General features: G+C 72.8%; 22 protein-coding genes and 1 pseudogene. 7 read left to right on the forward strand and 16 right to left on the reverse strand.

The genetic code is table 11. The features are described 5' to 3' along the window. Positions 1 to 17: 17 nt before the first annotated feature. Genes AB0D44_RS21635 through AB0D44_RS21655 form a run of 5 tightly spaced genes read right to left on the reverse strand, consistent with a single transcriptional unit; the run spans position 18 to position 5106 of the window. On the reverse strand, positions 18 to 911 hold the full coding sequence (locus tag AB0D44_RS21635; RefSeq protein ID WP_362593374.1) for a glycosyltransferase: 894 nt from the start codon (positions 909 to 911) through the stop codon (positions 18 to 20). Next, positions 908 to 1687, reverse strand: a complete 780-nt coding sequence (locus tag AB0D44_RS21640) for a CDP-alcohol phosphatidyltransferase family protein (protein ID WP_362593377.1) — start codon at positions 1685 to 1687, stop codon at positions 908 to 910. The genes AB0D44_RS21635 and AB0D44_RS21640 overlap by 4 nt, the downstream gene beginning before the upstream one ends. Further along, complete coding sequence (locus AB0D44_RS21645) at positions 1665 to 2726, reverse strand: iron-containing alcohol dehydrogenase family protein (protein WP_362593380.1); 1062 nt, start codon at positions 2724 to 2726, stop codon at positions 1665 to 1667. Before AB0D44_RS21645 ends, AB0D44_RS21640 begins: the two co-directional genes overlap by 23 nt. Then, complete coding sequence (locus AB0D44_RS21650; RefSeq protein WP_362593383.1) at positions 2714 to 3478, reverse strand: phosphocholine cytidylyltransferase family protein; 765 nt, start codon at positions 3476 to 3478, stop codon at positions 2714 to 2716. The genes AB0D44_RS21645 and AB0D44_RS21650 overlap by 13 nt, the downstream gene beginning before the upstream one ends. Further along, entirely contained in the window at positions 3475 to 5106 is a 1632-nt protein-coding gene (locus AB0D44_RS21655) for a DUF5941 domain-containing protein (protein WP_362593386.1), read from the reverse strand. The genes AB0D44_RS21650 and AB0D44_RS21655 overlap by 4 nt, the downstream gene beginning before the upstream one ends. Before the next feature lie 575 nt (positions 5107 to 5681). Between AB0D44_RS21655 and AB0D44_RS21660 the strand changes: the two genes are divergently transcribed. Then, positions 5682 to 6971: a bifunctional class I SAM-dependent methyltransferase/N-acetyltransferase gene (locus AB0D44_RS21660; protein ID WP_362593388.1), complete on the forward strand. Its 1290-nt coding sequence runs from the start codon at positions 5682 to 5684 to the stop codon at positions 6969 to 6971. Positions 6972 to 7114: 143 nt separating this feature from the next. Next, complete coding sequence (gene idi / locus AB0D44_RS21665) at positions 7115 to 7714, forward strand: isopentenyl-diphosphate Delta-isomerase (RefSeq protein WP_362593391.1); 600 nt, start codon at positions 7115 to 7117, stop codon at positions 7712 to 7714. A gap of 18 nt (positions 7715 to 7732) precedes the next feature. Here idi and AB0D44_RS21670 read toward each other — a convergent pair whose 3' ends face one another. Together AB0D44_RS21670 and AB0D44_RS21675 are read right to left on the reverse strand one after the other, a co-directional pair. Further along, entirely contained in the window at positions 7733 to 8239 is a 507-nt protein-coding gene (locus AB0D44_RS21670) for an ATP-binding protein (protein ID WP_362593442.1), read from the reverse strand. Positions 8240 to 8372: 133 nt separating this feature from the next. Then, positions 8373 to 9050 carry a DUF308 domain-containing protein gene (locus tag AB0D44_RS21675; protein ID WP_362593394.1) on the reverse strand — a complete coding sequence of 226 codons (678 nt, stop codon included), beginning with the start codon at positions 9048 to 9050 and terminating at the stop codon, positions 8373 to 8375. 78 nt (positions 9051 to 9128) lie between these two features. On the opposite strand from AB0D44_RS21675, the gene AB0D44_RS21680 reads away from it, so the two are divergent. Beyond that, positions 9129 to 9893 carry an enoyl-CoA hydratase/isomerase family protein gene (locus tag AB0D44_RS21680; protein WP_362593397.1) on the forward strand — a complete coding sequence of 255 codons (765 nt, stop codon included), beginning with the start codon at positions 9129 to 9131 and terminating at the stop codon, positions 9891 to 9893. On the opposite strand, the gene AB0D44_RS21685 is transcribed toward AB0D44_RS21680, so the two are convergent. Both AB0D44_RS21685 and AB0D44_RS21690 read right to left on the reverse strand, forming a co-directional pair. Then, positions 9880 to 10506: a DJ-1/PfpI family protein gene (locus AB0D44_RS21685; protein ID WP_362593400.1), complete on the reverse strand. Its 627-nt coding sequence runs from the start codon at positions 10504 to 10506 to the stop codon at positions 9880 to 9882. The two genes, AB0D44_RS21680 and AB0D44_RS21685, sit on opposite strands and share 14 nt — an antisense overlap. Before the next feature lie 340 nt (positions 10507 to 10846). Then, positions 10847 to 11803, reverse strand: a complete 957-nt coding sequence (locus tag AB0D44_RS21690) for a GlxA family transcriptional regulator (protein ID WP_362593403.1) — start codon at positions 11801 to 11803, stop codon at positions 10847 to 10849. 103 nt (positions 11804 to 11906) lie between these two features. Here AB0D44_RS21690 and AB0D44_RS21695 point away from each other — a divergent pair, with 103 nt between their 5' ends. Further along, complete coding sequence (locus tag AB0D44_RS21695; RefSeq protein ID WP_362593406.1) at positions 11907 to 13544, forward strand: ABC-F family ATP-binding cassette domain-containing protein; 1638 nt, start codon at positions 11907 to 11909, stop codon at positions 13542 to 13544. A 289-nt stretch (positions 13545 to 13833) separates the two neighbouring features. Then, positions 13834 to 14103, forward strand: a complete 270-nt coding sequence (locus AB0D44_RS21700; protein WP_362593409.1) for a hypothetical protein — start codon at positions 13834 to 13836, stop codon at positions 14101 to 14103. A gap of 81 nt (positions 14104 to 14184) precedes the next feature. On the opposite strand, the gene AB0D44_RS21705 is transcribed toward AB0D44_RS21700, so the two are convergent. The 5 genes from AB0D44_RS21705 to AB0D44_RS21725 form a co-directional block, all read right to left on the reverse strand. Further along, positions 14185 to 14970 (reverse strand): SDR family oxidoreductase, encoded by a 786-nt coding sequence (locus tag AB0D44_RS21705; RefSeq protein WP_362593412.1) that lies wholly within the window; start codon positions 14968 to 14970, stop codon positions 14185 to 14187. Then, the gene (locus AB0D44_RS21710; protein WP_362593415.1) at positions 14967 to 16139 is read right to left on the reverse strand and encodes an MAB_1171c family putative transporter; all 1173 of its coding nucleotides are present in this window, start codon (positions 16137 to 16139) and stop codon (positions 14967 to 14969) included. Before AB0D44_RS21710 ends, AB0D44_RS21705 begins: the two co-directional genes overlap by 4 nt. Continuing rightward, positions 16129 to 16629, reverse strand: coding sequence for a hypothetical protein (locus AB0D44_RS21715; protein ID WP_362593417.1), 501 nt, complete (start codon positions 16627 to 16629; stop codon positions 16129 to 16131). Before AB0D44_RS21715 ends, AB0D44_RS21710 begins: the two co-directional genes overlap by 11 nt. Before the next feature lie 263 nt (positions 16630 to 16892). Continuing rightward, positions 16893 to 19394, reverse strand: coding sequence for a Tex family protein (locus AB0D44_RS21720; RefSeq protein ID WP_362593420.1), 2502 nt, complete (start codon positions 19392 to 19394; stop codon positions 16893 to 16895). 105 nt (positions 19395 to 19499) lie between these two features. Beyond that, positions 19500 to 20363 carry a hypothetical protein gene (locus AB0D44_RS21725; protein WP_362593423.1) on the reverse strand — a complete coding sequence of 288 codons (864 nt, stop codon included), beginning with the start codon at positions 20361 to 20363 and terminating at the stop codon, positions 19500 to 19502. A 238-nt stretch (positions 20364 to 20601) separates the two neighbouring features. Between AB0D44_RS21725 and AB0D44_RS21730 the strand changes: the two genes are divergently transcribed. Then, on the forward strand, positions 20602 to 22128 hold the full coding sequence (locus tag AB0D44_RS21730; protein WP_362593425.1) for a M1 family metallopeptidase: 1527 nt from the start codon (positions 20602 to 20604) through the stop codon (positions 22126 to 22128). Between the two features lie 6 nt (positions 22129 to 22134). Here AB0D44_RS21730 and AB0D44_RS21735 read toward each other — a convergent pair whose 3' ends face one another. Then, positions 22135 to 23022, reverse strand: coding sequence for an oxygenase MpaB family protein (locus AB0D44_RS21735; protein WP_362593428.1), 888 nt, complete (start codon positions 23020 to 23022; stop codon positions 22135 to 22137). 206 nt (positions 23023 to 23228) lie between these two features. Here AB0D44_RS21735 and sph point away from each other — a divergent pair, with 206 nt between their 5' ends. Then, entirely contained in the window at positions 23229 to 24260 is a 1032-nt protein-coding gene (sph, locus tag AB0D44_RS21740) for a sphingomyelin phosphodiesterase (protein WP_362593431.1), read from the forward strand. Here the strand turns inward: sph and AB0D44_RS21745 are convergent. Next, a pseudogene (locus AB0D44_RS21745) lies at positions 24240 to 24355 on the reverse strand (IS5/IS1182 family transposase); the annotation flags it as partial. The gene sph and the pseudogene AB0D44_RS21745 overlap by 21 nt on opposite strands.

Genomic DNA, 24355 nt, shown 5'->3' on the forward strand with positions numbered 1-24355 from the left:
TCCCAGACGCGGGCTCGTCAGATGACGGGAGGTCGGCCCAGGCGGGTCAACCGCCAGACCGTACGCCATCTCATGGGGCGGCGGGGACCGCAGGGAGTGGTCCAGCCCTCCCCGAATCCGCCGAACCAGGCCTTGAGCGCGGGCACCGAGGGCCTGCGCAGGAGCGTCAGCAGCAGCCAGACGCCCAGGTAGACCGGGACCAGTGGAGCGGGCAGGTTGCGGCGGGCGAGCCACACCCGGTTACGGGCCACCATACGGTGGTAGACCGCGTGCCGGGAGGGGGCGGTCGTCGGATGCAGCAGCACCATGTCCGCCCGGTAGTCGATCAGCCACCCCGCGTCGAGCGCCCGCCAGGCGAGATCGGTCTCCTCGTGCGCGTAGAAGAACTCCCCCGGCAGCGGTCCGACCTGCTCGAACACCTTGGTGCGGACCGCGTTGGCGCCGCCCAGGAAGGTGGTCACCCGCGAGGAGCGCATCGGGTCGGAAGCCCGCAGCCGCGGCACGTGCCGGCGCTGCGTGAGACCGGTCTCGGGGTCGGCGATCCGGAAGCTGATGATGCCGAGCTCCGGGTCCTGCGCGAAGGCCTGCCGGCACAGCTCGGCGGTGTCGGTGCGCTCCAGCAGGCCGTCGTCGTCCAGGAACAGCAGGGCGTCGACCTCGCTGCCGCCGGGGCCGAAGGCCTCGATGCCGACGTTGCGCCCGCCCGGGATGCCCAGGTTCTCGGGCAGGTCGACGGTACGGACGCCCGGCGGCAGGTCGGTCACGGCCGCGACCTCGACGCCCTGGCCCACGACGACCACCTCGACGGGGTCGCCGTCCTGGCGGGCGACCGAGTCGAGGAGCGCCTTGAGCTCGTCGGGACGGTTGCCCATGGTGATGATCACGGCGCCCAGCCGCATCGGCGCACTCACTTGAGCCTGCTCGAGGCCAGGATCGACACCAGGTGCAGCACCGTCTGGAGCAGCGCGATGCCGGCGAGGACGGCGACGCCGACCCGGGAGTAGAACAGGTCGCCGCGGACCTGGTCCACGATGGCCAGCACCAGGATGAGCAGGGACGCCTCGATGCCGAGGACGAGGCGGTGGAACTTGAGCGCGGCGGCGGCCCGGCGGGCGAGCGCCATGCCGGACGAGCGCGGCTCGGCGGCGGCGTCCTTGACCACGGGCTTGCCGGCCTGGTGGCGGGCGACACCGACCAGGTCGGTCTCGGCCTTGATCAGGATCGCGCCCAGCGCCGCGAGGGTGCCGAGGAAGGCCCACAGCCAGTCGATCCGTCCGCCGCCCCACAGGTCGGCGGCGCGCAGGCCGAAGCCGACCAGCACCGCCGCGTCGCACAGGTACGCGCCGACGCGGTCCAGGTACACGCCGGACAGCGAGAACTGCTTCTTCCAGCGGGCGACCTCGCCGTCGACGCAGTCGAGCAGCAGGTACAGCTGGACCGCGACCACGCCGAGGACGGCGCCCCAGACGCCCGGCACGAGCAGGGCGGGGGCGGCGAGGACACCGGCGAGCGTCATCAGGTAGGTCAGCTGGTTCGGCGTGACCTTGGTGGTGACCAGGAAGCGGGTGATGCGCAGGGAGATCTCGCGCATGTAGAGGCGACCGCCCCAGTGCTCGCCGCTGACCCGGTCCTTCACGCCCGCCGGGTGAACGACGGGCCGGAGTTCAGCTACGGATGGTCTTGGCATAGTCGGCGTAAGCGTCCCTGATCTCGGCGGCGGACAGGTGGAGGTGCTCCAGGATCGTGAAGCGTCCCGGGCGGGTCTGCGGGGCGTACTCGACGGCCGTGACGAACTCGTCGATGCTGAAGCCGATCTCCTCCGGGGTCACCGGCAGGCCGTGCCGGCGCAGCACCTCGACGAAGAGCCCCGACTGCTCGGCGGCCCCGCGCAGGTGCATCGCGAAGGCGGCGCCGATGCCGACCTGCTCGCCGTGGAGGGCGGAGCGCCCCGGGTAGAGCAGGTCGAAGGCGTGGCTGATCTCGTGGCAGGCGCCGGACGACGGGCGGGAGTCCCCGCTGATCGACATGGCGATGCCGGACAGGACCAGGGCCTCGGAGAGCACGGTGAGGAACTCGTCGTCACCGCAGCCGCCGGGGTGGCGCAGCACGGACTCGCCGGCCGTACGGGCCATGGCGGCGGCCAGGCCGTCGACGGGCTCGCCGGTGACCTTGTGCGACAGCTCCCAGTCGGCGATGGCCGAGATGTTGGAGATCGCGTCGCCGATGCCGGCGCGGATGAACCGCACCGGGGCTTCCTTGATCACATCGAGGTCGATCACCATGGCGATCGGCGTGGGCACGCCGTAGGAGCCGCGGCCGTTGTCGTTGTCCAGGATGGACACCGGCGAGCAGATGCCGTCGTGCGAGAGGTTGGTGGCGACGGCCACCATGGGCAGCCCGACCCGCGCCGCGGCGTACTTCGCCACGTCGATGATCTTGCCGCCGCCCAGGCCCACCACGGCGTCGTAGCGGCGGCCCTTTATGTCGTCGGCCAGCTTGACCGCCGAGTCGATGGTGCCGTCGACGACGGCGTACCAGTCGGCGTGCGGCAGCACGGGCTCGAGCTTCGCGCGCAGCGCGACGCCGGAGCCCCCGCTGATCGCGATCGCCAGCTTGCCGGAGGCGGAGATCCGCTGGTCGGCCAGGAGGCCGGCCAGGTCGTCCATCGCTCCGCTGGCGATGTCGACGACGACGGGCGAGGGGATGAGCCTCGTCAGTACTGGCATGCGATCGTCCGGCCCTTGGCCAGGTCGTCGTGGTTGTCGATCTCGACCCACTTGACGTCGCCGATGGGGGCCACGTCGATGGTGAAGCCGTCGTTGACGAGCTGCTGGTAGCCGTCCTCGTAGTAGAGGTCGGGGTCGCGCTCGAAGGTGGTCTTCAGGGCTTCGGCCAGCTGCTCGGCGGCCTCGGCCTCGATGAGGGTGACACCGATGTACTCGCCCGTCGCGTCGGCCGGGTCCATCAGCTTGGTGATCTTCTGGACGGCTCCCTTGGTGGCGTGGCCGGTGGCGGTGACGACCTTCATCTCCTCGTCGGCCAGGTTCTTGACCGTGTCGAGGGCGAGGATGATCTTCTGGCCGTTGCCGCGGGCGGCGAGCAGGGTCTTCTCGACGGAGACCGGGTGGACGGTGTCGCCGTTGGCGAGGATCACACCCTGCTTGAGGACCTCACGCGCGCACCACAGGGAGTAGGCGTTGTTCCACTCCTCGGCCTTGTCGTTGTCGATGAGGGTGATCTTGACGCCGTACTTGGCCTCCAGGGCCTCGCGGCGCTCGTAGACGGCTTCCTTGCGGTAGCCCACGACGATGGCGACCTCGGTGAGGCCTACCTCGGCGAAGTTGCCCAGGGTCAGGTCGAGGACGGTGAGGCTGTCCTCCCGGCCTTCGGGGCCGACGGGCACGAGGGCCTTGGGCAGGGTGTCGGTGTAGGGACGCAGACGGCGTCCGGCACCGGCAGCGAGTACAAGGCCGATCATGCTGGTTCTCCTTCGTCATGTACGGCGGGTGCTCCGGAGGAGACCCAGAAGCGGATGCTCTCCACGAGCACCACGAGTGCCACGGCCACGGCCATGGCCGTGAGCGCGACGGGGAAGTCCGCTGCGCGCGTCGCGAGGACGGCGGCCAGCACCGTGGTCACCAGGACCCGGCCCTCGTGGCCGCCGATCGTCCGCACCAGCCAGTGCGGGGGCGCGCCGGTGCCGCCGCGAATGCGGTACACCGTGTCGTAGTGATGGTAGGCGACCGCCGCGATCAGGCCGAATGCCGCCGGAAGGGCCCCGGGGACGTCCGCCTTGGCGGCGAGCACGAGGACCGTGACGTATTCGGCGGCCCGCAGCAGCGGCGGGATCAGCCAGTCCAGGGCGCCCTTGAGGGGGCGGGAGACGGCCTCACCGGCGGCGACCGCGTAGAGCACGGCGACGGCGATCAGCACCGGGTCGCCGAACGGCCGGCTCAGGGCGGATCCGATGAGGGCGGCGGCCGCGAGTGCGGTGATCCACACGGAGCTCGCCGCGGGCCCCCGGCCCTTCTGCAGGCGCCGCGGGAGCTCCGCGAGCGGGCCGGAGTCGGTGAGGTCGTACAGGGCCTGGGCGGCCCGGTCGGTACGGGTCGCCTTGCGGGTCAGGGAGCGCAGGACCCGCCCGGCGGTGGTGTAGAGCGCTCCGAAGGCGCAGCCGACGAGCAGGGCGTAGAAGACGGTCCGGGGGGTGGTGACGGCGGTCAGGACCGCGATCATCGCCCAGCGCTCACCGATCGGAAGAATGATCATCCGGCGGACCCAGACCGTCCAGCCGACGCTGTCGAGCCGGTCGGAGAGGGCGGCCGTGGGGCTCGTGTTGGCCGTCGCGTCGTGGTTGGCCTCGTTGAAGGAGAAGTCCACGACGTGCCGGCAGGTCATCAGGACCATCGCGCCGAGCGCGAGCGCCCATACGTCGTCGCCGTGGCGGGCCGCCCCGAGGGCGAGGCCCGCGTAGAAGGCGTACTCCTTGGCGCGGTCGAAGGTCGCGTCCAGCCAGGCGCCCATCGTCGAGTACTGCAGCGAGTAACGGGCCAGCTGCCCGTCGGTGCAGTCCAGGACGAAGGAGAGGAGGAGCAAGGCCCCGGCCCCGACGTAGCCCCAGCGCTCGCCGGTGGCGGCGCAGCCGGCTGCGATCAGGGCGGTGACCAGCGAGGCGGTGGTGACCTGGTTCGGGGTCAGGCCGCGGCGCGCGCACCAGCGGGCGATGTGGCGCGAGTACGGGCTGATGAAGAAGGTGGTGAAGAAGCCATCGCGGGACTTCACGGCGGTCCGCAGGCGCACGGCCTCGTCGTCGACGGCGGCGACGGCGGCCACGGCCGCGTCCCGGTCCGCCGCGGTGGCGGGGACCGTGGCGACGAGGGTGCCGAGCTCGGGCCGCTGGACTTCGGTGCCCGAGGCTTCGACGGCGGCGGCGAGCCGGTCGGCGTAGGGGCCCGCGCCGTCACCCGGGGCGGCGGCGGCCTTGTCGAGGGCCTCGCGGGCCCCGGGCTGCACGGCGAGCGCGCCGGTGACGGCGCAGGCGTCGAAGCGCGGGTCGGTCAGCGCGAGGCGCAGCGCGTGCACGTGCCCGACGAAGGCGCTGTCCACGACGGCCACCCGCTGGTCGGCGGGTACGGCGGCCAGGGCGGCGGCGGCGTCCTGGGGACCGGCGGCGGGGCGGACCTCGAAGCCGAGTGAGCGCAGCTCGTCAGCGAGCGGTGATCCGGGGACCGGCAGGCCGGTGAGGATGACGGTCGGCAGACGAACTCACTCCTTGGAACGAAGTCCGGACTGTCTCCGGACGGGGCGCCTCGGGGGGCGGCGGCACGTCGGCAGAGGCTATCGGATGAATGGAAGCAGGGGTTCACCACCCGTTTACGCCCTGATAAGCCGAATATCCCGGCCCCCGGGCCGGGGCGTGATCATCATCGACGATCACGGCGCGGTACCACAAACGGCCCGGATGTTACGGTGGACACGCCCTTGATCGTGTCGAGTGGGAAGAGGTGGGTCGATGACCGTCGCAGTGGTCGCGGCCATGCGCAGCGAACTCCGGTGCATCCCCCCTTTCCTCCGGACATCCGGCCGGGCCTGATCACGCGTTCCGCACGTTCGCCACGCTGAACGGCGCTGAGCGGCGCTGAGCGGCCCCGTCGGCCGGTGTCCCCGTTCAAGGGTTCACAGTGACCGATCACACGTTCAACAGCTTCACGCAGGCCTTCTTCACCCTGCACCACGGCCTGCCCCGGCAGGCTCCCGGTTCCGACGCGAGCACCCGGCACCTGCTGTCGCTGTGCGGGCCCCTGCCCGAGCGGCCGCGCGCCCTCGACCTGGGCTGCGGTCCTGGCCGCAGCGCCCTGCTGCTCGCCGCCGAGGCCGGCGCACACGGCGCCGAGGTGACCGCCGTCGACCTCCACGCGCCGTTCCTCGAGGAGCTCCGCACGGCCGCCGGCGCCCGCGGGCTCGCCGGCCGGGTCCGCACCGTCCGGGCGGACATGGGCGCCCTGCCCCCGGCAGAGTTCGAGGACGGCTCCTTCGACCTGGTCTGGGCGGAGGGCTCCGCCTACACCATCGGCTTCGACACCGCGCTCGCGCGGTGGAAGCGGCTGCTCGCACCCGGCGGCACCCTCGTGCTGACCGAGTGCCAGTGGACCGTCGAGGAGCCGTCCGCGGGCGCCCGCGCCTTCTGGGACGAGGAGTGCCCGCTGCGCTCCACCGCCGGCAACCTCGCGGCCGCCCAGGCCGCCGGGTACCGGGTGCTGGGCGTGTACCACCTGCCTGACTCGGACTGGGCCGAGTACTACGGCCCGCTCGCCGAGCGGGTCGAGGGCCACCCGGGCGCCGGGGACGCGGCGACGGCGGCCGCGCTGGCCGCCACCCGGGAGGAGCTCGGGGTACGGGCCCGGCACGGGCACGAGTACGGGTACACGGGCTACGTCCTGCGCCCGGTGACCGCCGGGGACGGCGGGGGTGCCTGGCCGGCCCGGCCGGAGACCCCGGCCGACGCGGCCGCCGTGCGGGCCGTCAACCTGGCGGCGTTCGACACCCCGCTGGAGGCCGATCTGGTGGACGCGCTGCGCGCGGACGCCTCCTGGCTGCCCGGCCTGTCGTACGTGGCCGAGGCACCGGACGGGTCGGTGGCGGCGCACGCGCTGCTCACCGTGTGCGAGGTGGACGGGGTACGGGCGCTCGCGCTCGCCCCGGTGGCCGCCGATCCGGCGTTCCAGCGCTCGGGCGCCGGCAGCTCGGTGGTGCGGGCCGTCCTCGCGGCGGCCAAGGAGCGCGGGGAGCGCCTGGTCCTCGTGCTGGGCCATCCGGAGTACTACGCGCGCTTCGGTTTCGTGCCGGCCTCGCACTTCGGGATCCGGGCGCCCTTCGAGGTTCCGGACGAGGCCCTGATGGCGCTGGTACTGGACGATTCCGTTCCGGTGCCCGCGGGCACCATCCGGTATCCGGGGCCGTTCGGGGTCTGACACCGCCGGGCGCGGGACCGGAAGTGATCTGCCCCCTGTCGCTTATCACGCGACGGGGGGCAGACATGCGCGGATCTCCGAAGTGGGGACAAGCCTCTTTTGTACGGCAGACTGAAGGCCGGAGTCCGAAGCGAAGGATGGGTATGCCGACACCACCAGCCACCGCCGCGAACAGCGCGACCACCGGCACCGGCACTCGAGAACCGATCATGCTCGAACTGGTCGACGAGTCCGGCAACACCATCGGCACGGCGGAGAAGCTCTCCGCTCATCAGGCACCCGGGCAGTTGCACCGGGCGTTCTCCGTGTTCCTCTTCGACGAGCAGGGCCGTCTGCTGCTCCAGCAGCGGGCCCTCGGGAAGTACCACTCCCCCGGCGTCTGGTCGAACACCTGCTGCGGCCACCCCTACCCCGGGGAGTCGCCGTTCGCGGCGGCGGCCCGGCGGACCCACGAGGAGCTGGGGCTGTCGCCCTCGCTGCTCGCGGAGGCGGGGACGGTCCGCTACAACCACCCGGACCCGGCGTCGGGTCTGGTGGAGCAGGAGTTCAACCACCTTTTCGTGGGACTGGCGCAGGCGGCCCTGCGGCCGGATCCGGAGGAGGTCGGGGACACCGCCTTCGTCACCGCCGAGGAGCTGGCGAAGCGGCACGCCGAAGCACCGTTCTCGGCCTGGTTCATGACCGTGCTGGACGCGGCGCGGCCCGCGATCCGCGAGCTGACCGGTGCTGCCGCGGGCTGGTAGCCCGCACCTGTACCCGGTTCACACGACGGGGGTCGCGGCGGCGGCCGGGGCGGTGAGCGGCAGGGCCGCCCAGATGACCTTGCCGCCCGTCGAGGTGTGCTCGACGTCGCAGACCCCGCCGGACTCCCGGGTGATCTCCCGTACCAGGAGGAGTCCCCGGCCGCCGGTCTGGCCGAAATCGGCCTCCAGCGCCTTGGGGCGGTACGGGTGGTTGTCCTCGACGGCCACCCGTACCCACTCGCGGCCGATCGCGACCTCGACGGCGACCTCCGGGGAGAGCAGGGCGGCGTGCCGGACCGAGTTCGTCACGAGCTCGGAGACGATCAGCAGCAGGGAGTACACGAGGTCCTGCCGGGTCGCCACCCCCTGGCGGCCGAGCAGGTCCCGGACCGCACGGCGCGCCTGGGGAACGGATTCTTCTACTGCGGGAGCCGTGAACCTCCACACCCCCTCGTACGCGAGGGGGTCGGCCGGAGCCTCTGGCTCCGCCTCCCGGGCTGGCGGGACATTCCCGCTGACATCCATCTTCCGTCCCCCGTCTTCGCGGCGCTCGATCGTCTCCACGCGTCAAGAGTGGGGAACAGCCCGATCCGCCCCGCGCCGCTGACCACAAGTCAGCGCCAATCGCACACTTTCTGACCAATGGCGTATGACAGAGTCAGTTGTTCGACTGTTCCTGATCTTCCGCGGGACGCTTCTCGGCCGCCTCGCCGGCCCGTTCGTCAGCGACGGCCCGCGGCTGCGCCGCGTCGTCGCTGACCAACCCCAGGATGCGGCGGGCCCCCAGGCCCACGGCCACCAGGCTCAGCCCGTCGAACAGGAGGGCGAGGGAGAAGAAGGTTCCGATCACGTAGCGGCTGTTGCCGGGCCAGCTCGACAGGATCAGGACGCCCAGCAGGACCCCGAAGGCGCCCTGCACGAGCGCCACCCCGAAGTTCGCCCCGCGCACCACGAGGGCTCCGGCGAGCCGGAACACCCCGCCGGTGAGGAAGAGCAGCGCGGCGAACATGGTCAGCGCCTCGGCGCTCGCCTCGGGCCGGCGCAGGATGACGAAACCGGCGGCCAAGTTCACGGCGGCGACGATGACGGCGAGCCAGAAGTAGCTGCTCTTGCGGGACTGGACCGCATGCAGCAGTCCCACCAGACCGCCGATCAGCAGCAGCCAGCCGAAGAGGAACATCGAGGTCAGCGTGGCCACACCGGTGTAGACGAGACCGACCAGACCGGCCAGCACGAGCACCACCCCGAGGGCGGCCAGCACCCCGAAGCTGCGGCTGAGCTGCTTCTTCTCCCGCTGCGGCTCCCGGTTCCTGCCCTCGGTACGGTCTGCGCCCATGGACGTGCCACCTCCTCGCACCCCCCGGACGGACTCCCCTTGATCATAGGATTGACGCCCCGGGATAGCATCCGGCGCATGGACGCAGCCCGGGACGCAGCCCTCCTCCCCACGGTCGCCGACGGAGTCGCCACCGTCGTCATCTCGCACCCCGCCAAGCGCAACGCCATGACGGCCGCGATGTGGCGGGCCCTGCCGGCCCTGCTGCCGGAGCTGGCGGCCGACCCGGCCGTACGGGTGCTCGTCCTGACCGGGGCGGGAGCGACCTTCTGCGCGGGCGCGGACATCTCCTCCCTGACCGGGGAGGGGGACGAGGACCCGCAGGCACTCGCCGTGGCCGCCGAGGAGGCGCTGGCCGCCTTCCCCAAGCCGACGCTGGCGGCCATCCGCGGGTACTGCGTGGGCGGCGGGAGCCAGCTCGCGGCGGCCTGCGATCTGCGGTTCGCGGAGGAGGGGGCCTCGTTCGGGGTGACCCCGGCGAAGCTCGGCATCGTCTACCCCGCCTCCTCCACCAGGCGGCTGGCCCGGCTGGTCGGCCCGGCCGCGGCCAAGTACCTGCTCTTCTCGGCGGAGTTGATCGACGCGGACCGGGCGCTGCGCACCGGCTTCGTTGACGAGCTGCTGCCTGCGGGCCAACTGGACAAGCGGGTGGCCGAGTTCGCCCGCGTCCTGGTCTCGCGGTCGCAGCTCACCCAGGCGGCGGCCAAGGAGTTCGCGGACGGGCGGACGGACCGCGACGCGCACTGGGCGGCGCAGGCGGCTGGGAGCGGCGACACCGCGGAGGGTGTCGCCGCGTTCCTGGAGCGCCGCCCGCCCGTCTTCCGCTGGCCTACAGCGGATTGACCGCGCGCAGCCGCGCGACGAGCTCGGCCGGGGCCTTGGCCGGGGAACCGGCGTCGTAGGGCGGCTGGGGGTCGTACTCGGTCATCAGCTGGACGGTCTGGGCGAACTCGTCACCGGCGATCCTGCCGAGCAGGGTGAGGCCCATGTCGATGCCGGCGGAGACGCCCGCCGCGGTGACGTACTTCCCGTCGAAGACCACCCGCTCGCCGGTGGGCTCGGCGCCGAACTGCGGCAGCCGGTCCAGGTACAGCCAGTGGCCGGCGGCCCGCCGCCCGTCGAGCAGCCCGGCAGCGGCGAGCAGCAGGGAGCCGGTGCACACCGAGGCCGTCCAGGTGGTCGTGGCGTCGACGTCCCGCAGCCACTGCAGGACGGCGGGGTTCTCCATCTCCAGCTCGGGGTGCGGTCCACCGGGCACGAGGACGATGTCGGGCCGGGTCACCTCGTGGAGGGCCTTGTCGGCGACGAGCGCGAGCGACCCGTTGTCGGTCCGCACGGGGCCGGGGTGCTCGGACACGAACACCGTCTCGGCGCCCTGGAGCCGGCCGAGCGTGTCGAAGGGCCCGATGGCGTCGAGGGCGGTGAAGCGGTCGTAGAGCAGTACGGCGATCTGCATGGCTCCTCCGGAGCGGTCAGGCGGTGCCGGGTCCCCGGGCGGGGGCGGCAGGTCTGTACGGGGCCTCGCGGCGGCCCGGACCCGCGGCGGTGGGGGCCGGGGCCGCGTGGCGGCGGTCAGGGGCGAGCGGGCCCGGCTCCCCGTCGGGCGGCGGGCGCGCCCGACGGCGGCGATCAGGCCGCCCGCCGGCCGCGCGCCGCTGGTCCTCGCGGGGGCGGTCAGGGCCGGGACAGTGGGCGTCACGCGGCCGCGATGGCGGTGGTCAAAGCCGCGACGACGGGATCAGGCCGCGGCGGCGTCACCGCATCGGTGACGCTGGTCACGGCCGCCGCGGGGGTGGTCAGGAGCCGAAGCGGCGGCGGTATTCGGCCGGGGGCTGGCCCAGGGCCTTGACGAAGGCCCGGCGCAGGGCCTCCGGCGTGCCGTAGCCGCAGGCGCGCGAGATCTGGGCTATGCCTTCCCGGCTTTCCTCCAGCAGCCGCCGCGCGTGCTCCACCCGCACCCGCTCGACGTACCGCCCGGGCGTGACCCCCGTCTCCGCCTGGAAGGCCCGGGCGAAGTGGCGCGGCGAGAGCCGGGCCCGGGCGGCGAGCGCCTCGATGCTCAGGTCGGCGCCCGGATGCTCCGTGATCCACTGCTGGACGTCCCGCAGGGGCTCCCGGCGCGCCGTCTGCGCCGCCAGCTGCGCGCTGAACTGCGCCTGGTTGCCCGGTCGGCGCAGGAACACCACCAGGTGCCGGGCGATCGTCAGCGCCACGTCCCGCCCGTGGTCCTCCTCCACCAGCGCGAGCGCGAGGTCGATCCCGGCCGTGACCCCGGCCGAGGTGGCGACCGGCCCGTCCCGTACGTAGATCGGGTCGGGCTCCACCACCACGTCCGGGTAGTCCCGCGCCATCCGGTCGCACACGTACCAGTGCGTCGTCGCCCGCCGCCCGTCGAGCAGCCCCGCCTCGGCCAGCAGCAGCCCTCCCGTGCACACGGACACCAACCGCCCCGCGCCACCCCCGTGGGCGCGCAGCCAGTCGGTGATCCGCGGCTCGAAGTCGGCCGTGTAGCGGCCGCCGGGTACGAGCAGCGTGGTCCCCCGGCCCGGCCGGGCCCGGTCCAGGTCCCCGTCCGGGACCAGGGTGAGCCCGCTGCTCGTCCGGACCGGCCCGCCGCCCGGGGAGACCGTACGGATCTCGTACGCGGGCCGCCCCGGGAACCGGGCCGCGGCCGCGAAGACCTCCACCGGCCCGGTCACGTCCAGGCTCTGCACCCCGTCGTAGAGGACGACGAGCACGTTTCGCAACGACATGGCCTCATGGTGTGACGCCGCACCCCATGGCCGCAATGACGGGCCCCCCACCTATCCGGCCATCGCCGGGGGCCCGCACCTGCCCGGATAGGATCGGCCCATCATGACTGCAACCCTCGTCGCCAAGAAGCTCACCGCCGCCCACGGTGAGCGCACGCTGTTCGCCGATCTCGACCTCGTCGTCGCGCCCGGCGACGTCATCGGCCTCGTCGGCGTGAACGGCGCCGGGAAGTCCACCCTGCTGCGCCTGCTCGCCGGGCTGGACACCCCCGAGACCGGTGAGCTGCGGCTCTCCCCGCCCGGCGCCGCCGTCGGCCACCTGCCGCAGGAGCCGGAGCGCCGGCCCGCCGAGTCGGTGCGGGAGTTCCTGGCGCGGCGTACGGGAGTGGCCGCCGCGCAGGCGGAGCTGGACGCGGCGACGCAGGGCCTGGTGGACGGGACCCCGGGCGCGGACGACGCGTACGTGACGGCGCTGGACCAGTGGCTGAACCTCGGCGGCGCCGATCTCGACGAGCGGGCGGAGGAGGTGGCCGCCGAGCTCGGCCTCACCGTGGGCCTGGACCTGCCCATGACGGCGCTGTCCGGCGGCCAGGCGGCCCGCGCGGGCCTGGCCTCGCTGCTGCTCTCCCGGTACGACGTCTTCCTGCTGGACGAGCCCACCAACGACCTCGACCTGGACGGTCTGGAGCGGCTGGAGCAGTTCGTCAAGGGGCTGCGCGCGGGGACGGTCGTGATCAGCCACGACCGCGAGTTCCTGACCCGTACCGTCACCAAGGTGCTTGAACTCGACCTGGCGCAGCAGCAGATCAACCTCTACGGCGGCGGGTACCAGTCCTACCTCGAGGAGCGGGAGCGCGCCCGCAGCCACGCCCGCGAGGAGTTCGAGGAGTACGCGGGCAAGAAGTCGGCGCTCGAGGGCCGGGCCCAGATGCAGCGCAACTGGATGGACAAGGGCGTGCGCAACGCGCGCCGCAAGGCGAGCGACAACGACAAGATCGGCAAGAACCTGCGCGGCGAGTCCAGCGAGAAGCAGGCCGCCAAGGCCCGCCAGACGCAGCGGGCGATCGAACGGCTGGAGGTCGTCGAAGAGCCGCGCAAGGAGTGGGATCTGCGCATGGAGATCGCGGCGGCCCCGCGCTCCGGAGCGGTGGTCGCCACGCTGCGCGAAGCGGCGGTCAAGCGCGGGGACTTCGCCTTCGGCCCGGCCAGCCTGCAGATCGACTGGGCGGACCGGGTGGCGATCACCGGGGCCAACGGCGCGGGCAAGTCCACGCTGCTGGCCGTGCTGCTGGGTCGGCTGGCCCCGGACTCCGGCTCCGCCACCCTCGGCTCCGGGGTCCTGATCGGCGAGGTGGACCAGGCCCGCGGCCTGTTCCTCGGCGGTGAACCGCTGCTGGAGGCGTTCTGCGCGGCCGTCCCGGACACCGAGCCGTCCGAAGTGCGCACCCTGCTGGCCAAGTTCGGCCTCAAGGCGGCCCACGTCCTGCGCCCGGCCGCCACCCTCTCCCCGGGCGAGCGCACCCGCGCCGCGCTGGCCCTGCTGCAGGGCCGCGGGGTCAACCTGCTGGTCCTGGACGAGCCCACCAACCACCTGGACCTCCCGGCGATCGAGCAGCTGGAGTCCGCGCTGGAGGCGTACGAGGGCACGCTGCTCCTGGTCACCCACGACCGCCGCATGCTGGACGCCGTCGCGGTGACCCGCCGCCTGCGCGTCGACGACGGCCGGGTCACCGAGGTTTAGCCCACGCAGAGTGGGCAGTTGGTGGCACCGGGTGCAGCCGCGCGCCGCGCGGTCTCGAGATGCCGACCGGCTCGCGGGCGACTAGCGTGTGTGGGAGAGAGCCGCACCGCGGAGCACGGCCATCATGGCCCGAATCCCGCGTCGACCGGGGTGGAACCTCTGACGCGTGTATGCCTCCGCACATCCCGCGGCCCGTCTCCGATCCGCGCCGCGCACGTCCGCTGCGGCCGCGGTTCCGCCCTCTCCTGCCTTTCGGAGACGTGCGAGAGGGTGGAGGAAAGGCAATCCCATGCATGCACAGAGAGCGAAGCGCCTCTTCGCGGCCTCCGCCGCCGGTCTGCTGATGGCCGGCGGGGCCGCGCTCGGTACGGCGGGCACCGCCTCGGCGGCAGCCCCGGCCCAACCCGTCAGCTACGTCACCGGCGGCGGCTGCGACGACGATGACGACTACGGCCACCACGGCTACGGTCATTACGGCGGCTGGGACGACGATGACGACGACAACGGCTATGGAGGACACGGCCGCGGACACGGCCACGGACACGGACACGGTCACTGATCCCTGCCACTGATCCCTGCCAGCACGGCACGCCCTGCGCGGACCCGTCACCGGGCCGCGCATTGCGTTGTCCGGGCGCCGTCAGCCCCCGTCCGGCCGGTCCGCCGGGGCCCGGCGCGTGCGCGCCATCCTGCGGGCCACGAACGTGCGCGGGAGGTGGCGGGCCGCCAGGGCGTACACCCGGTAGCGGCGCCCGGTGATGCTGAGCGGGCGGCACAGGGCGAGGTCCTTCAGGGCCCGGTCGACCACGGCCCGCGGTTCCAGCCAGACCGCATCGCGCAGGGCGCTGACGTCCATCCCGGCGCGCTCCTGGAACTCGGTGCGGGTGAAGCCCGGTACCACCGCCAGCACCCGGACCCCGTACGGCGCCATGTCCACCCTGAGCGACTCGCTGAACGCGGTGAGCCACGCCTTGGCGGCTCCGTACGTGCCGGTCGGCAGGAGTCCGGCCACCGAGGACACGTTGACCACCGCGCCCCTGCGCCGTTCGCGCAGGCCCGGCAGTACGGCGTGGGTGAGCCGGAGCGGGACCTTGACCAGCAGGTCGAGCATCCGCTCCTCGTCCTCGACCGGGCTGTACGGGAAGGGCGCGGGAAGCCCGAAGCCCGCGTTGTTCACCAGGATGTCCACGGGCCGCACGCGGTCTGCGAGGCGTTCGGCGACCGCCTGGCACTCCCGCGCGTCCAGCAGGTCGGCGGGGAGCACCTCGACCGCCGTGCCGAACTCCCGGCCGAGTTCCCGCGCGACGGCCTCCAGCCGCTCCTTGTCGCGGGCCACGAGGACCAGGTCGGCGCCCTTGGCCGCGAAACCCCGGGCGAAGGCCGCGCCCAGTCCGGCGCTGGCCCCGGTGATCAGTACGGTGGTCACGACGGCTCCCCTTCCCGGGTGTACTCGTGGGCGACGTCGACCAGGAACCGGGCCTCCTGGGCCAGGTCACCGCCCTCGGCCGAGGTCTGGATGGCGGCCGGCAGCTCCAGCCCGGCCGGCTCGCCCGGCTGCCCGGGAATTCCGGCGAGCTTCGCCCGCCGCGCGTCCTTCAGGACGGAGGCCAGCGCGGCCGCGGTGCGCCGCTGCTCGGGGACCCCGCGCCCGGCGACCCGGCCGCGGGCGTCCTCCAGGGCGCCCGGGGCGACGTACTCGCCCAGGATCAGGATCGCGTCGCGCGTCTCGATCACCTTGCGGTACACGAGCAGGTTGCGCGGGACCGGCGGCCACAGCAGCTCCACCATCCGCCCGGCCCGCGGCTTGTTCAGGGCCACGTGCGGGACGGCCTGGACCAGGTCGCGCCACAGCGGCCACAGCCGCCAGGCGGTGGCGATGTCGGCGGCGGTCCGGCGGAAGGTGAACAGGGTCGGGACGAGGATCGCGGCGGCCCGCAGCAGGCCGTGCACGTTCATCAGCAGCGGCAGGGCGGGCATCGCCCAGGTGCTGCCGAACAGGGCCTTGAGCAGGTACGCGAGCCAGAACAGCCCGGCGAGCGCGGTACCGAGCCCGAACAGCCGCAGCCCCGCGGCCAGTCCCCGGCTCTCGGTGCGGCGGCTGTAGCGCCAGCACAGCGCCACGCAGACGGTGTTGGCCACCACGTGGGCGGAGATCAGCACCAGCCAGTAGGCGAGCGAGGGCACCGGGTCGCCGACCGGTGGCATGGTGTGGGTGCCGTGCGCGGGCGCCGCTGCGTCCAGCGCGACGAGGGCGGCGAGCCAGCCGACCGTGGCCGTCCACGAGACGAAGCGGAGCCGGCTGCCGCCCGCGGCGGCGGCCACGAAGTACAGGACGGCGCCTGCGGAGAAGACGCCGATGAAGTTGCGGACGAGCCCGATGGTGTGCGCGTACCCGGCTCCGCGGGTCATCGCGTACGCGACGACGTCGGGGAGGTTCAGGGTCATCGCGGCGGCGGCGGTGGCCACCGCCAGCCACAGGCCGCGCTGCTGGGGCGAGCGCAGGGCGCCCGGGGCGCGGAGCAGGACTGCGATCCACAGGCACACCACGCTGGGAACGGCGAGCCAGTTCCCGAAGGCGGTCAGGTCAGCTGCCATCGTTCCCCCGCTCGTAGCCCATGGCGGACTCGAGCCGGGCCAGGGTGCCCCGGGCGCGGACCGCCGAGGCCGGGCCGGCGTTCGCCGTGCGGATGCGGATCATGCTGGCGAGCATCTCCGCCTCCTGCTCCTGGCGGGTGGTGTAGTTGGTGCGGCCGAGCACGACCGGGGCGCGCCCGTCGGCCTCTTCGCCCTCCAGCGAATGGTGCCCGAAGAGGATGTGGCCGAGCTCGTGGAGCACGATGTGCTCCCGGTGGAGCGGGGTGGTCTGCGCCTCGTAGAAGACGTAGTCGACGCTGGCCGTGCCGACCCACAGTCCGCACACGCCCGACTCCGCCGCCTCCTTGGGCAGCGGGTGGAGCTCGATGGGCCGGCCGCGCTGCTCGGCTATGCGGCCGCACAGCGCATCGAGCGAGAACGGATGGGTCAGATCCAGATGGCCGAGAATGTTCTCGCACCGTTTGCGCAGGCTGAGTTGCCGGTAGGGCATGTGATCCCTCTTCGGACCCTTTCTCGGGCAGCGTCGGTAGGCGTGTGCTGGCATGGGCATGGCGTCCTGTGCCTTCGAAGGCGGCCTCGGGGTATTGCGGTCCTGAGGGGAAACGCGGAAACCCGTCCGCCTGGGTGACGAACGGGCGTTCCACCATGCCTACAGATCTTGTACGCGAGTTGGCAAGGCAGGTCCCCTGGTGGGGAACCTATTCGGCCATCGCGCGCACGATCCTCACGCGCCGGGTGGCTGCATGCCGGCGGCTACCGCTTGCGGCGCTCCTCGGGTCCGGTGAGACCGGCGCGGCGCAGGGCGTCTGCCATCGCGCTGTTGGCGGGCGCGGGAGCGGAGACACCGCCGCCCTGGCCCTGCCCCTGACCGCGCCGGCCCTGACCACCCTGACGCTGGCCCTGCGGCTGACCGCCCTGGCGCCGGCCCTGCGGCTGACCGCCCTGGCCCTGGCCCTGGCCCTGGCCCTGGCCCTGGGCGCGCTGGCCCTGGCCGCTCGCGCCGCGCTGCTGCGGCGGACGGCCGCCGCTGCGCCGCTCCTGGCCCGGGGTGCCGGCGCCGCGCTCCGCCCCGGCCTCGTCCTCCAGCCGCAGGGTCAGCGAGATCCGCTTGCGCGGGATGTCCACGTCCATGACCTTCACGCGGACGATGTCGCCCGGCTTGACCACGTCACGCGGGTCCTTGACGAAGGTCTTCGACAGCGCCGAGACGTGCGCCAGCCCGTCCTGGTGCACACCGATGTCGATGAAGGCACCGAAGGCGGCCACGTTGGTGACCACGCCCTCCAGGATCATCCCCGGGGCCAGGTCGCCGATCTTCTCCACGCCCTCCTTGAAGGTGGCCGTCTTGAACGCGGGGCGCGGGTCGCGGCCCGGCTTCTCCAGCTCGCGCAGGATGTCGGTGACGGTGGGCAGGCCGAAGGCCTCGGTGACGAACTGGTCGGGGCGCAGGGAGCGCAGTACGGAGGTGTTGCCGATCAGGGCCGCCACCTCGCCGCCCGCCGTCTTGCCCATGGCCCGCACCACCGGGTACGCCTCGGGGTGCACCGCGGAGGCGTCCAGCGGGTCGTCCCCGCCGCGGATCCGCAGGAAGCCCGCGCACTGCTCGTACGCCTTCGGGCCCAGCCGGGCCACGTCCTTGAGTCCCTTGCGGCTGCGGAAGGGCCCGTTGGCGTCGCGGTGGGCGACGATGTTCTCGGCGAGCCCGGCGCTGATGCCCGACACGCGCGAGAGCAGCGGCGCCGAGGCGGTGTTGACGTCGACGCCGACGCCGTTCACACAGTCCTCGACCACCGCGTCGAGCGAGCGGGAGAGCTTCACCTCGGACAGGTCGTGCTGGTACTGGCCGACGCCGATCGACTTCGGGTCGATCTTGACCAGTTCGGCGAGCGGGTCCTGCAGGCGGCGGGCGATGGAGACCGCGCCGCGCAGCGACACGTCCATGCCGGGGAGTTCCTGCGAGGCGAAGGCCGAGGCGGAGTACACCGAGGCGCCCGCCTCCGAGACCATCACCTTGGTGAGCTCCAGCTCGGGGTGGCGGGTGATGAGCTCCCCGGCGAGCTTGTCGGTCTCGCGGGAGGCCGTGCCGTTGCCGATGGCGACCAGCTCGACCGCGTGCTCCTTCGCGAGGCGGGCGAGCGTGGCGAGGGACTCGTCCCACTTGTTGGCGGGCACGTGCGGGTAGATGACGTCGGTGGCCACGACCTTGCCGGTGGCGTCCACGACGGCCACCTTCACCCCGGTGCGGAAGCCCGGGTCCAGGCCGAGCGTCGCCCGCGTGCCCGCCGGGGCGGCGAGCAGCAGGTCGCGCAGGTTCGCGGCGAAGACCCGTACGGCCTCGTCCTCGGCGGCCGCGCGCAGCCGCGTCCTCAGGTCGATGCCGAGGTGCACCTGGATCTTCGTGCGCCAGGCCCAGCGGACCGTGTCGGCCAGCCACTTGTCGCCGGGGCGGCCGTGCTCCGAGGGCGGCGCGATGCCGAAGCGGCGGGCGACCATGCCCTCGTACGTGGAGGGGCCGGGGGTCTCGCTCGGCGGCTCGGGCTCCAGCGTGAGGTCGAGGACCTCCTCCTTCTCGCCGCGCAGCATCGCGAGGACGCGGTGCGAGGGGAGGGCGGTGAAGGGCTCGGCGAAGTCGAAGTAGTCGGCGAACTTGGCGCCCGCCTCCTCCTTGCCCTCGCGGACCTTCGCCGCGAGCCGGCCCCGGCCCCACATGCGCTCGCGCAGTTCGCCGATCAGGTCGGCGTCCTCGGCGAACCGCTCGGTGAGAATGGCGCGGGCGCCCTCCAGGGCCGCGGCCGCGTCGGCGACGCCCTTGTCGGCGTCGACGAACGCGGCGGCCGCGGCGGCCGGTTCCACGGAGGGGTCGGCGAGCAGCCCCTCGGCGAGCGGCTCCAGGCCGGCCTCGCGGGCGATCTGCGCCTTGGTGCGCCGCTTGGGCTTGAAGGGCAGGTAGATGTCCTCCAGCCGGGCCTTGGTGCCGGCCGCGTTGATCCGCGCCTCCAGCTCGGCGTCGAGCTTGCCCTGCTCCCGTACGGAGTCCAGGATCGCGGCGCGCCGGTCCTCGAGCTCGCGCAGGTACCGCAGCCGTTCCTCGAGCGTGCGCAGCTGCGCGTCGTCGAGCATCTCGGTCGCTTCCTTGCGGTAGCGCGCGATGAACGGCACGGTGGAGCCGCCGTCGAGCAGCTCGACGGCGGCCTTGACCTGCCGCTCCCGTACGCCGAGCTCCTCGGCGATCCTGCCTTCGATGGACATCGTCACGATCGGGTCCCGCCTGCCTTCGTTTGCACTGGAAGGCTGCCAATTGTGGCAGGTGGCCGTGACGAGGCGCGGTAAGGCCGCCCCCGGTGCCGCGGGCCGGGTCCGTCAGGCCTTGCCGCGCAGGTCGGCCGGGAAGGCTCCGGCCTTCATCGCCCGCATCACGAAGCCGCCGCCGAGTTCCGCGAGGCGGGCCAGGCCCTGGGCGCCGAGGTGCTCGTACGGGGCCGCGTCCAGGCGGTCGGTGTCGGCCTCGAGGCTCTCGCGTACGGCCCGGCCCTGCTCGGTGAGCTCGCCGTCGGCGTCGAGGATCCCGCGGGCGCGGAGCCGGTCGGCGGCGGCGTCCAGGTCGGACTGCTGCCAGCCGCGGATGGCCTTGAGCCACTTCGGGGTCATGCCCTTGCCGGTGGCCGTGTGGCTGACCAGGGCCTCGAGCGGGTCCAGGCCGGCGATGAGCAGGGCGGCGAGGTGGCCGTCGCCGCGGTGTTCGCGCAGCAGGGTGGTCGCGTGCCACAGGCGCAGGTGCGGCTCCTGGGGTACGGGGAGGTCGGCGTGGGCCGAGTAGAGGGTGCGGGCGTGCCGGGTGCAGCCCTCGGTGGCGCGTATCGCCAGGTCGGCGGCCTCGGCGAGTTCGGGCGACTCGATGACCTCGTCCCCGAGGAGCCTGCGCAGGGTCGCGTCGGCGGCGCGCAGGCGGGCGGCGAGGACCTGCTCGGGCGTGGCGGTGTCCCACACGGCGGGCAGGTGCCGGGCGATGTGGTCGTGGCGGTAGTTGTAGAACGTGGCGGTCACGGTGCCCGCTCCGACGGCGCCCATGGCGGCGGAGCGGTGGGCGAGGTTGACGGCGAGCGGGTCGGTGATCCCCAGGCCCGCGAACTCCTTCACGGTGTCCGGCGAGAAGTAGACGGTGGAGTGCAGCGGGTTGATCGCGGTGTGCCAGCAGTGCCGTGCGGCGAGCGGAGGAAGGGTCATGGACGGCAGGTTACCGACTGCTTGGTATGTCCGGAAGGCCGGTGCCCTCCAGCGGGGCCCGGCCCCCTCCCCGGGTACGGGAGCGACCCCGCAGTTTCGGCCTTTCCTCGCCTGTGACGGCCGAATGGCGATCGTGTGACAGCAGGGGCCATGGACATGACGTGGGGCATCAAGGGTGAATACGGTCGAGCGACAAGCGCTTGAACCGATCTGTCTCCTCTACCACTTGGAGCCCTTCGTGCACCGCAAAGTCATCGCCCCGAGCGTGCTCGCCGCCTCCCTCCTGCTGGTGATCCCGGCATCGGCGGCGAGTTCCGGTCCGGGCGCCCCGGGTATCGGCGATCCCTACTACCCGGCCAGCGGCAACGGCGGATACGACGTGTCGCACTACGACCTGCGCCTGAAGTACCAGCCGCAGACGGACCTGCTCGAAGGCACCGCCACCCTCCTGGCCACCGCGAAGCAGGACCTGTCCCGCTTCAACCTGGACTTCGCCCTCCAGGTCAGCGAGGTCCGGGTCAACGGGGTCAGGGCGAAGTTCGCCACCTCCGGCTCCCACGAGCTCGAGGTCACCCCGGCGAAGCCGCTGGCCCGCAACACCCCGCTGACCGTCGTCGTCAAGTACGCCGGGAAGCCCTCCGAGGTGAAGGTGGACGGCTGGACGGCCTGGCAGCGCACGCCCGACGGCGCAGTGGCGGCGCAGGAGCCCGACTCGGCGGTCTGGTGGTTCCCGAGCAACGACCACCCGCTCGACAAGGCCACCTTCGACGTGTCGGTCAACGTCCCGGACGGCACGCAGGCGATCAGCAACGGCGTGCTCCAGTCGCAGACTTCGCGGCTGGGCTGGACCCGGTACAACTGGCGTTCCAACAAGCCGCAGGCCACGTACCTGGCCACCCTCGCGGTCGGCAAGTTCGACGTCACCACCGACAAGACGGCGAGCGGTCTGCCGGTCCTGAACGCCTACAGCAAGGACCTGGGCGACAACGCGGGGGCGGCGCGGGCCAGCGTGGAGCGGACCGCCGAGGTCGCCGAGTGGCTGGAGGGGGTCTTCGGTCCGTACCCGTTCAACGCGCTGGGCGGCTACGTGCCGAACGTGACCGCCGGCTTCGCCCTGGAGACCCAGACGCGCCCGTTCTACGGCCCGCGGCAGTTCCAGAACGGCGCCAACGTCTCGGTGGTCGTGCACGAGCTGGCCCACCAGTGGTACGGCGACAGCGTGTCCGTGGACGGCTGGAAGGACATCTGGGTCAACGAGGGCTTCGCCCGCTACAGCCAGTGGCTGTGGTCGGAGAAGGAGGGCGAGGGCACCGCGCAGGAGCTGGCCGACTGGGCCTACTCCGTCCGCCCGGCCGAGGACCCGTTCTGGCAGGTCAAGCCGGGTGACCCGGGTCCGGAGAACCAGTTCCACGGAGCCGTCTACGACCGTGGCGCCCTCGCGCTGCAGGCGCTGCGCAACGAGATCGGCGACGAGAAGTTCTTCGAGATCCTGAAGGGCTGGCCGGCCGAGCGGGCCTACGGCAACGCCAAGGTCGGGGACTTCGTCCGCTACGCGGAGAGGCTGTCGGCCAAGCCGCTGGCCCAGCTGTTCGAGACCTGGCTCTACACCCCGGGCAAGCCGGACGCCTCGGCCCTGGGCCACGCGGACGCGGGCCCCGCGGCCCGGTCCTTCTCGGCTCCGGCGCAGAGGACGGAGCCGAAGTCCTGGAAGAAGATCGCGGAGACGAACACGGTCCACCGGCACGAGGGGCACGACGGGCACTGACCGCCGTCAGCGGGCGGCGGCGTGCCACCGGGCGCGCGCCGCCCGCGCGATGGGCAGGTACCGCAGCCGTTCCGGCAGCGCCGGTACGAGGAGCCGTACGGCCGCGCTGAACCTGCGGAGCCTGCGCTCCTGGGCCGGGCTCCACTCCAGCCCGATGGCCGCGCGCGCCTCGGGCGGCATGTACCCGACGGTGACGAAGGCGCGGAAGCGCAGGAAGGCCACCCGCAGCGCCGGCCAGGTGAGCCGCAGCAGCAGCCGGACCACGGGCCCGCCGCCCGTGGGGCGGGGCAGCGGGACGTCGGTGGCGACCAGCTCGCGGGCGACCGCGGTCGGCTCGATCTCCTCGGCCAGCATCCGGGCCCAGTACGTCCAGTACTCCTCGATGGTCTGCGGCATGTCCCGGTCGTGGAGGCCCAGGATCCGGCCGACCTGGAGCCACTCCCGGTAGAGCCGGCGCTCCTGTGCGGGCGTGAAGCGGCGCAGCAGGTAGCGCCCGGCGTACAGGTAGACGGGGAACCCGGTCGCGTGCACCCAGGCGTAGCAGGCCGGGTCGAGCGAGTGGTAGCGCCGGCCGCGAGTGTCGACGCCCCGGATCTCCTTGTGCAGGCGGCGCACCCGGCGGCCTTCCTCGGCGGCGTCCTGCCCGCCGTACACCCACAGCTGGACCGAGCGCAGCGAGCGCTCGCCGCGGCCCCAGGGGTCGGTGCGGAAGACGGAGTACTGGTCGACTCCGGCCGCGATGGCGGGGTGGGCGACCTGCATCGTGAAGGCGGCGGGCAGCATCAGCAGGGCCCGGACGTCACCGGCGATGGTCCACAGCACCCCGCCGGGCGGGGGCGGCTCCGGGTCGGCCCTGCCTGCGGTTCCCGCGGCCGGGTCCTGCGTCGTGGTCATGCCCGTGCCCCCAGGTCTCGAACTCGCCGTATGTCCAGTATGACCTGCGGTCCAGGCCGGACCGAAAACCTCCGTTTCCCGGGGCGGCCCCGCGTTGTCGTGGCCTGGACAGAAAGTCGCTGCACGGGTGTTACCCAGAGGTAACCGCGGCTGCTTGGATGGCGAAGCCGATCCGGTCTTCTCCCGCAGGAACGATGGAGTCCCCCATGTCGCAGACCTCCGCCCGCCGCCACCGGGCCGCCGCCACTGCCGTCGCCGCGGTCGCCGCGGGCGCACTGGCCGCCACCACGGCGCCGGCCGCCTCGGCCGCCGAGTCCGCCGAGTCCGCCGCCCCGCGGCTGAGCGTCCTCTCGTACAACGTGTTCCTGATGAGCAAGAACCTGTACCCGAACTGGGGCCAGGACCACCGGGCCGCCGAGATCCCCAAGACCTCCTTCTACCAGGGCCACGACGTGGTCGTGCTCCAAGAGGCCTTCGACAACGCCGCTTCGGACGCGCTGAAGGCCAACTCGGCCGCCCAGTACCCGTACCAGACCCCGGTCGTCGGCCGCAGCAAGACCGGCTGGGACGCCACGGGCGGCGCCTACTCCTCCACCACCCCGGAGGACGGCGGCGTCACGATCCTGAGCAAGTGGCCCATCGTCCGCAAGGAGCAGGTCGTCTACAAGGACGCCTGCGGCGCCGACTGGTGGTCCAACAAGGGCTTCGCCTACGCCGTGCTGAACGTGAACGGCGCCAGGGTGCACGTCGTCGGCACCCACGCGCAGTCCACCGACCCCGGCTGCGGCGCGGGCGAGGCGGCGCAGATGCGCGCCCGCCAGTTCCGCACCATCGACGCGTTCCTGGACGGGAAGAACATCCCGGCGCACGAACAGGTCATCGTGGCGGGCGACATGAACGTCGACTCCCGCACGCCGGAGCTCGCCGCCATGCTGGCCGACGCCGACCTGGCCGGCTCGGACGCGCGCACGGGCCACCCGTACTCCTTCGACACCGCGCTGAACTCGATAGCGAACTACCGCTACCCGACCGACCCGCGCGAGGACCTGGACTACGTCCTGTACCGCAAGGGCAACGCCCGTCCGGCGGGCTGGGAGAACAACGTGGTGAAGGAGCAGTCGGCGCCCTGGACGGTCTCCAGCTGGGGCACCTCGTACACGTACACCAACCTGTCCGACCACTACCCGGTCATCGGGCGCTACGGCGTGTCCGCAAAGTCATGGAAGCCAGAGCCGTAGGCAGGCGAGGGTGACCAGGGCTTGGTAGTGGCGGGCTCGTTTGTCGTAGCGGGTGGCGAGGGCCTTGTTCTGCTTGAGCCGGTTGAAGCAGCGTT

It is taken from the genome of Streptomyces sp. NPDC048349, from assembly GCF_040651925.1.
Classification (GTDB): domain Bacteria; phylum Actinomycetota; class Actinomycetes; order Streptomycetales; family Streptomycetaceae; genus Streptomyces.

What these genes read in the sequence shown, in the direction of transcription:
- AB0D44_RS21715 (WP_362593417.1), bottom strand. Translation starts at nt 16,629, where the DNA reads ATGCCCTACCGGCAACTCAGCCTGCGCAAACGGTGCGAGAACATTCTC.
- AB0D44_RS21650 (WP_362593383.1), bottom strand. Translation starts at nt 3,478, where the DNA reads ATGATCGGCCTTGTACTCGCTGCCGGTGCCGGACGCCGTCTGCGTCCC.
- AB0D44_RS21645 (WP_362593380.1), bottom strand. Translation starts at nt 2,726, where the DNA reads ATGCCAGTACTGACGAGGCTCATCCCCTCGCCCGTCGTCGTCGACATC.
- AB0D44_RS21735 (WP_362593428.1), bottom strand. Translation starts at nt 23,022, where the DNA reads ATGACCACGACGCAGGACCCGGCCGCGGGAACCGCAGGCAGGGCCGAC.
- sph (WP_362593431.1), top strand. Translation starts at nt 23,229, where the DNA reads ATGTCGCAGACCTCCGCCCGCCGCCACCGGGCCGCCGCCACTGCCGTC.
- AB0D44_RS21725 (WP_362593423.1), bottom strand. Translation starts at nt 20,363, where the DNA reads ATGACCCTTCCTCCGCTCGCCGCACGGCACTGCTGGCACACCGCGATC.
- AB0D44_RS21685 (WP_362593400.1), bottom strand. Translation starts at nt 10,506, where the DNA reads ATGCAGATCGCCGTACTGCTCTACGACCGCTTCACCGCCCTCGACGCC.
- AB0D44_RS21675 (WP_362593394.1), bottom strand. Translation starts at nt 9,050, where the DNA reads ATGGGCGCAGACCGTACCGAGGGCAGGAACCGGGAGCCGCAGCGGGAG.
- AB0D44_RS21640 (WP_362593377.1), bottom strand. Translation starts at nt 1,687, where the DNA reads ATGCCAAGACCATCCGTAGCTGAACTCCGGCCCGTCGTTCACCCGGCG.
- AB0D44_RS21710 (WP_362593415.1), bottom strand. Translation starts at nt 16,139, where the DNA reads ATGGCAGCTGACCTGACCGCCTTCGGGAACTGGCTCGCCGTTCCCAGC.
- AB0D44_RS21695 (WP_362593406.1), top strand. Translation starts at nt 11,907, where the DNA reads ATGACTGCAACCCTCGTCGCCAAGAAGCTCACCGCCGCCCACGGTGAG.
- idi (WP_362593391.1), top strand. Translation starts at nt 7,115, where the DNA reads ATGCCGACACCACCAGCCACCGCCGCGAACAGCGCGACCACCGGCACC.
- AB0D44_RS21700 (WP_362593409.1), top strand. Translation starts at nt 13,834, where the DNA reads ATGCATGCACAGAGAGCGAAGCGCCTCTTCGCGGCCTCCGCCGCCGGT.
- AB0D44_RS21670 (WP_362593442.1), bottom strand. Translation starts at nt 8,239, where the DNA reads ATGGATGTCAGCGGGAATGTCCCGCCAGCCCGGGAGGCGGAGCCAGAG.
- AB0D44_RS21690 (WP_362593403.1), bottom strand. Translation starts at nt 11,803, where the DNA reads ATGTCGTTGCGAAACGTGCTCGTCGTCCTCTACGACGGGGTGCAGAGC.
- AB0D44_RS21680 (WP_362593397.1), top strand. Translation starts at nt 9,129, where the DNA reads ATGGACGCAGCCCGGGACGCAGCCCTCCTCCCCACGGTCGCCGACGGA.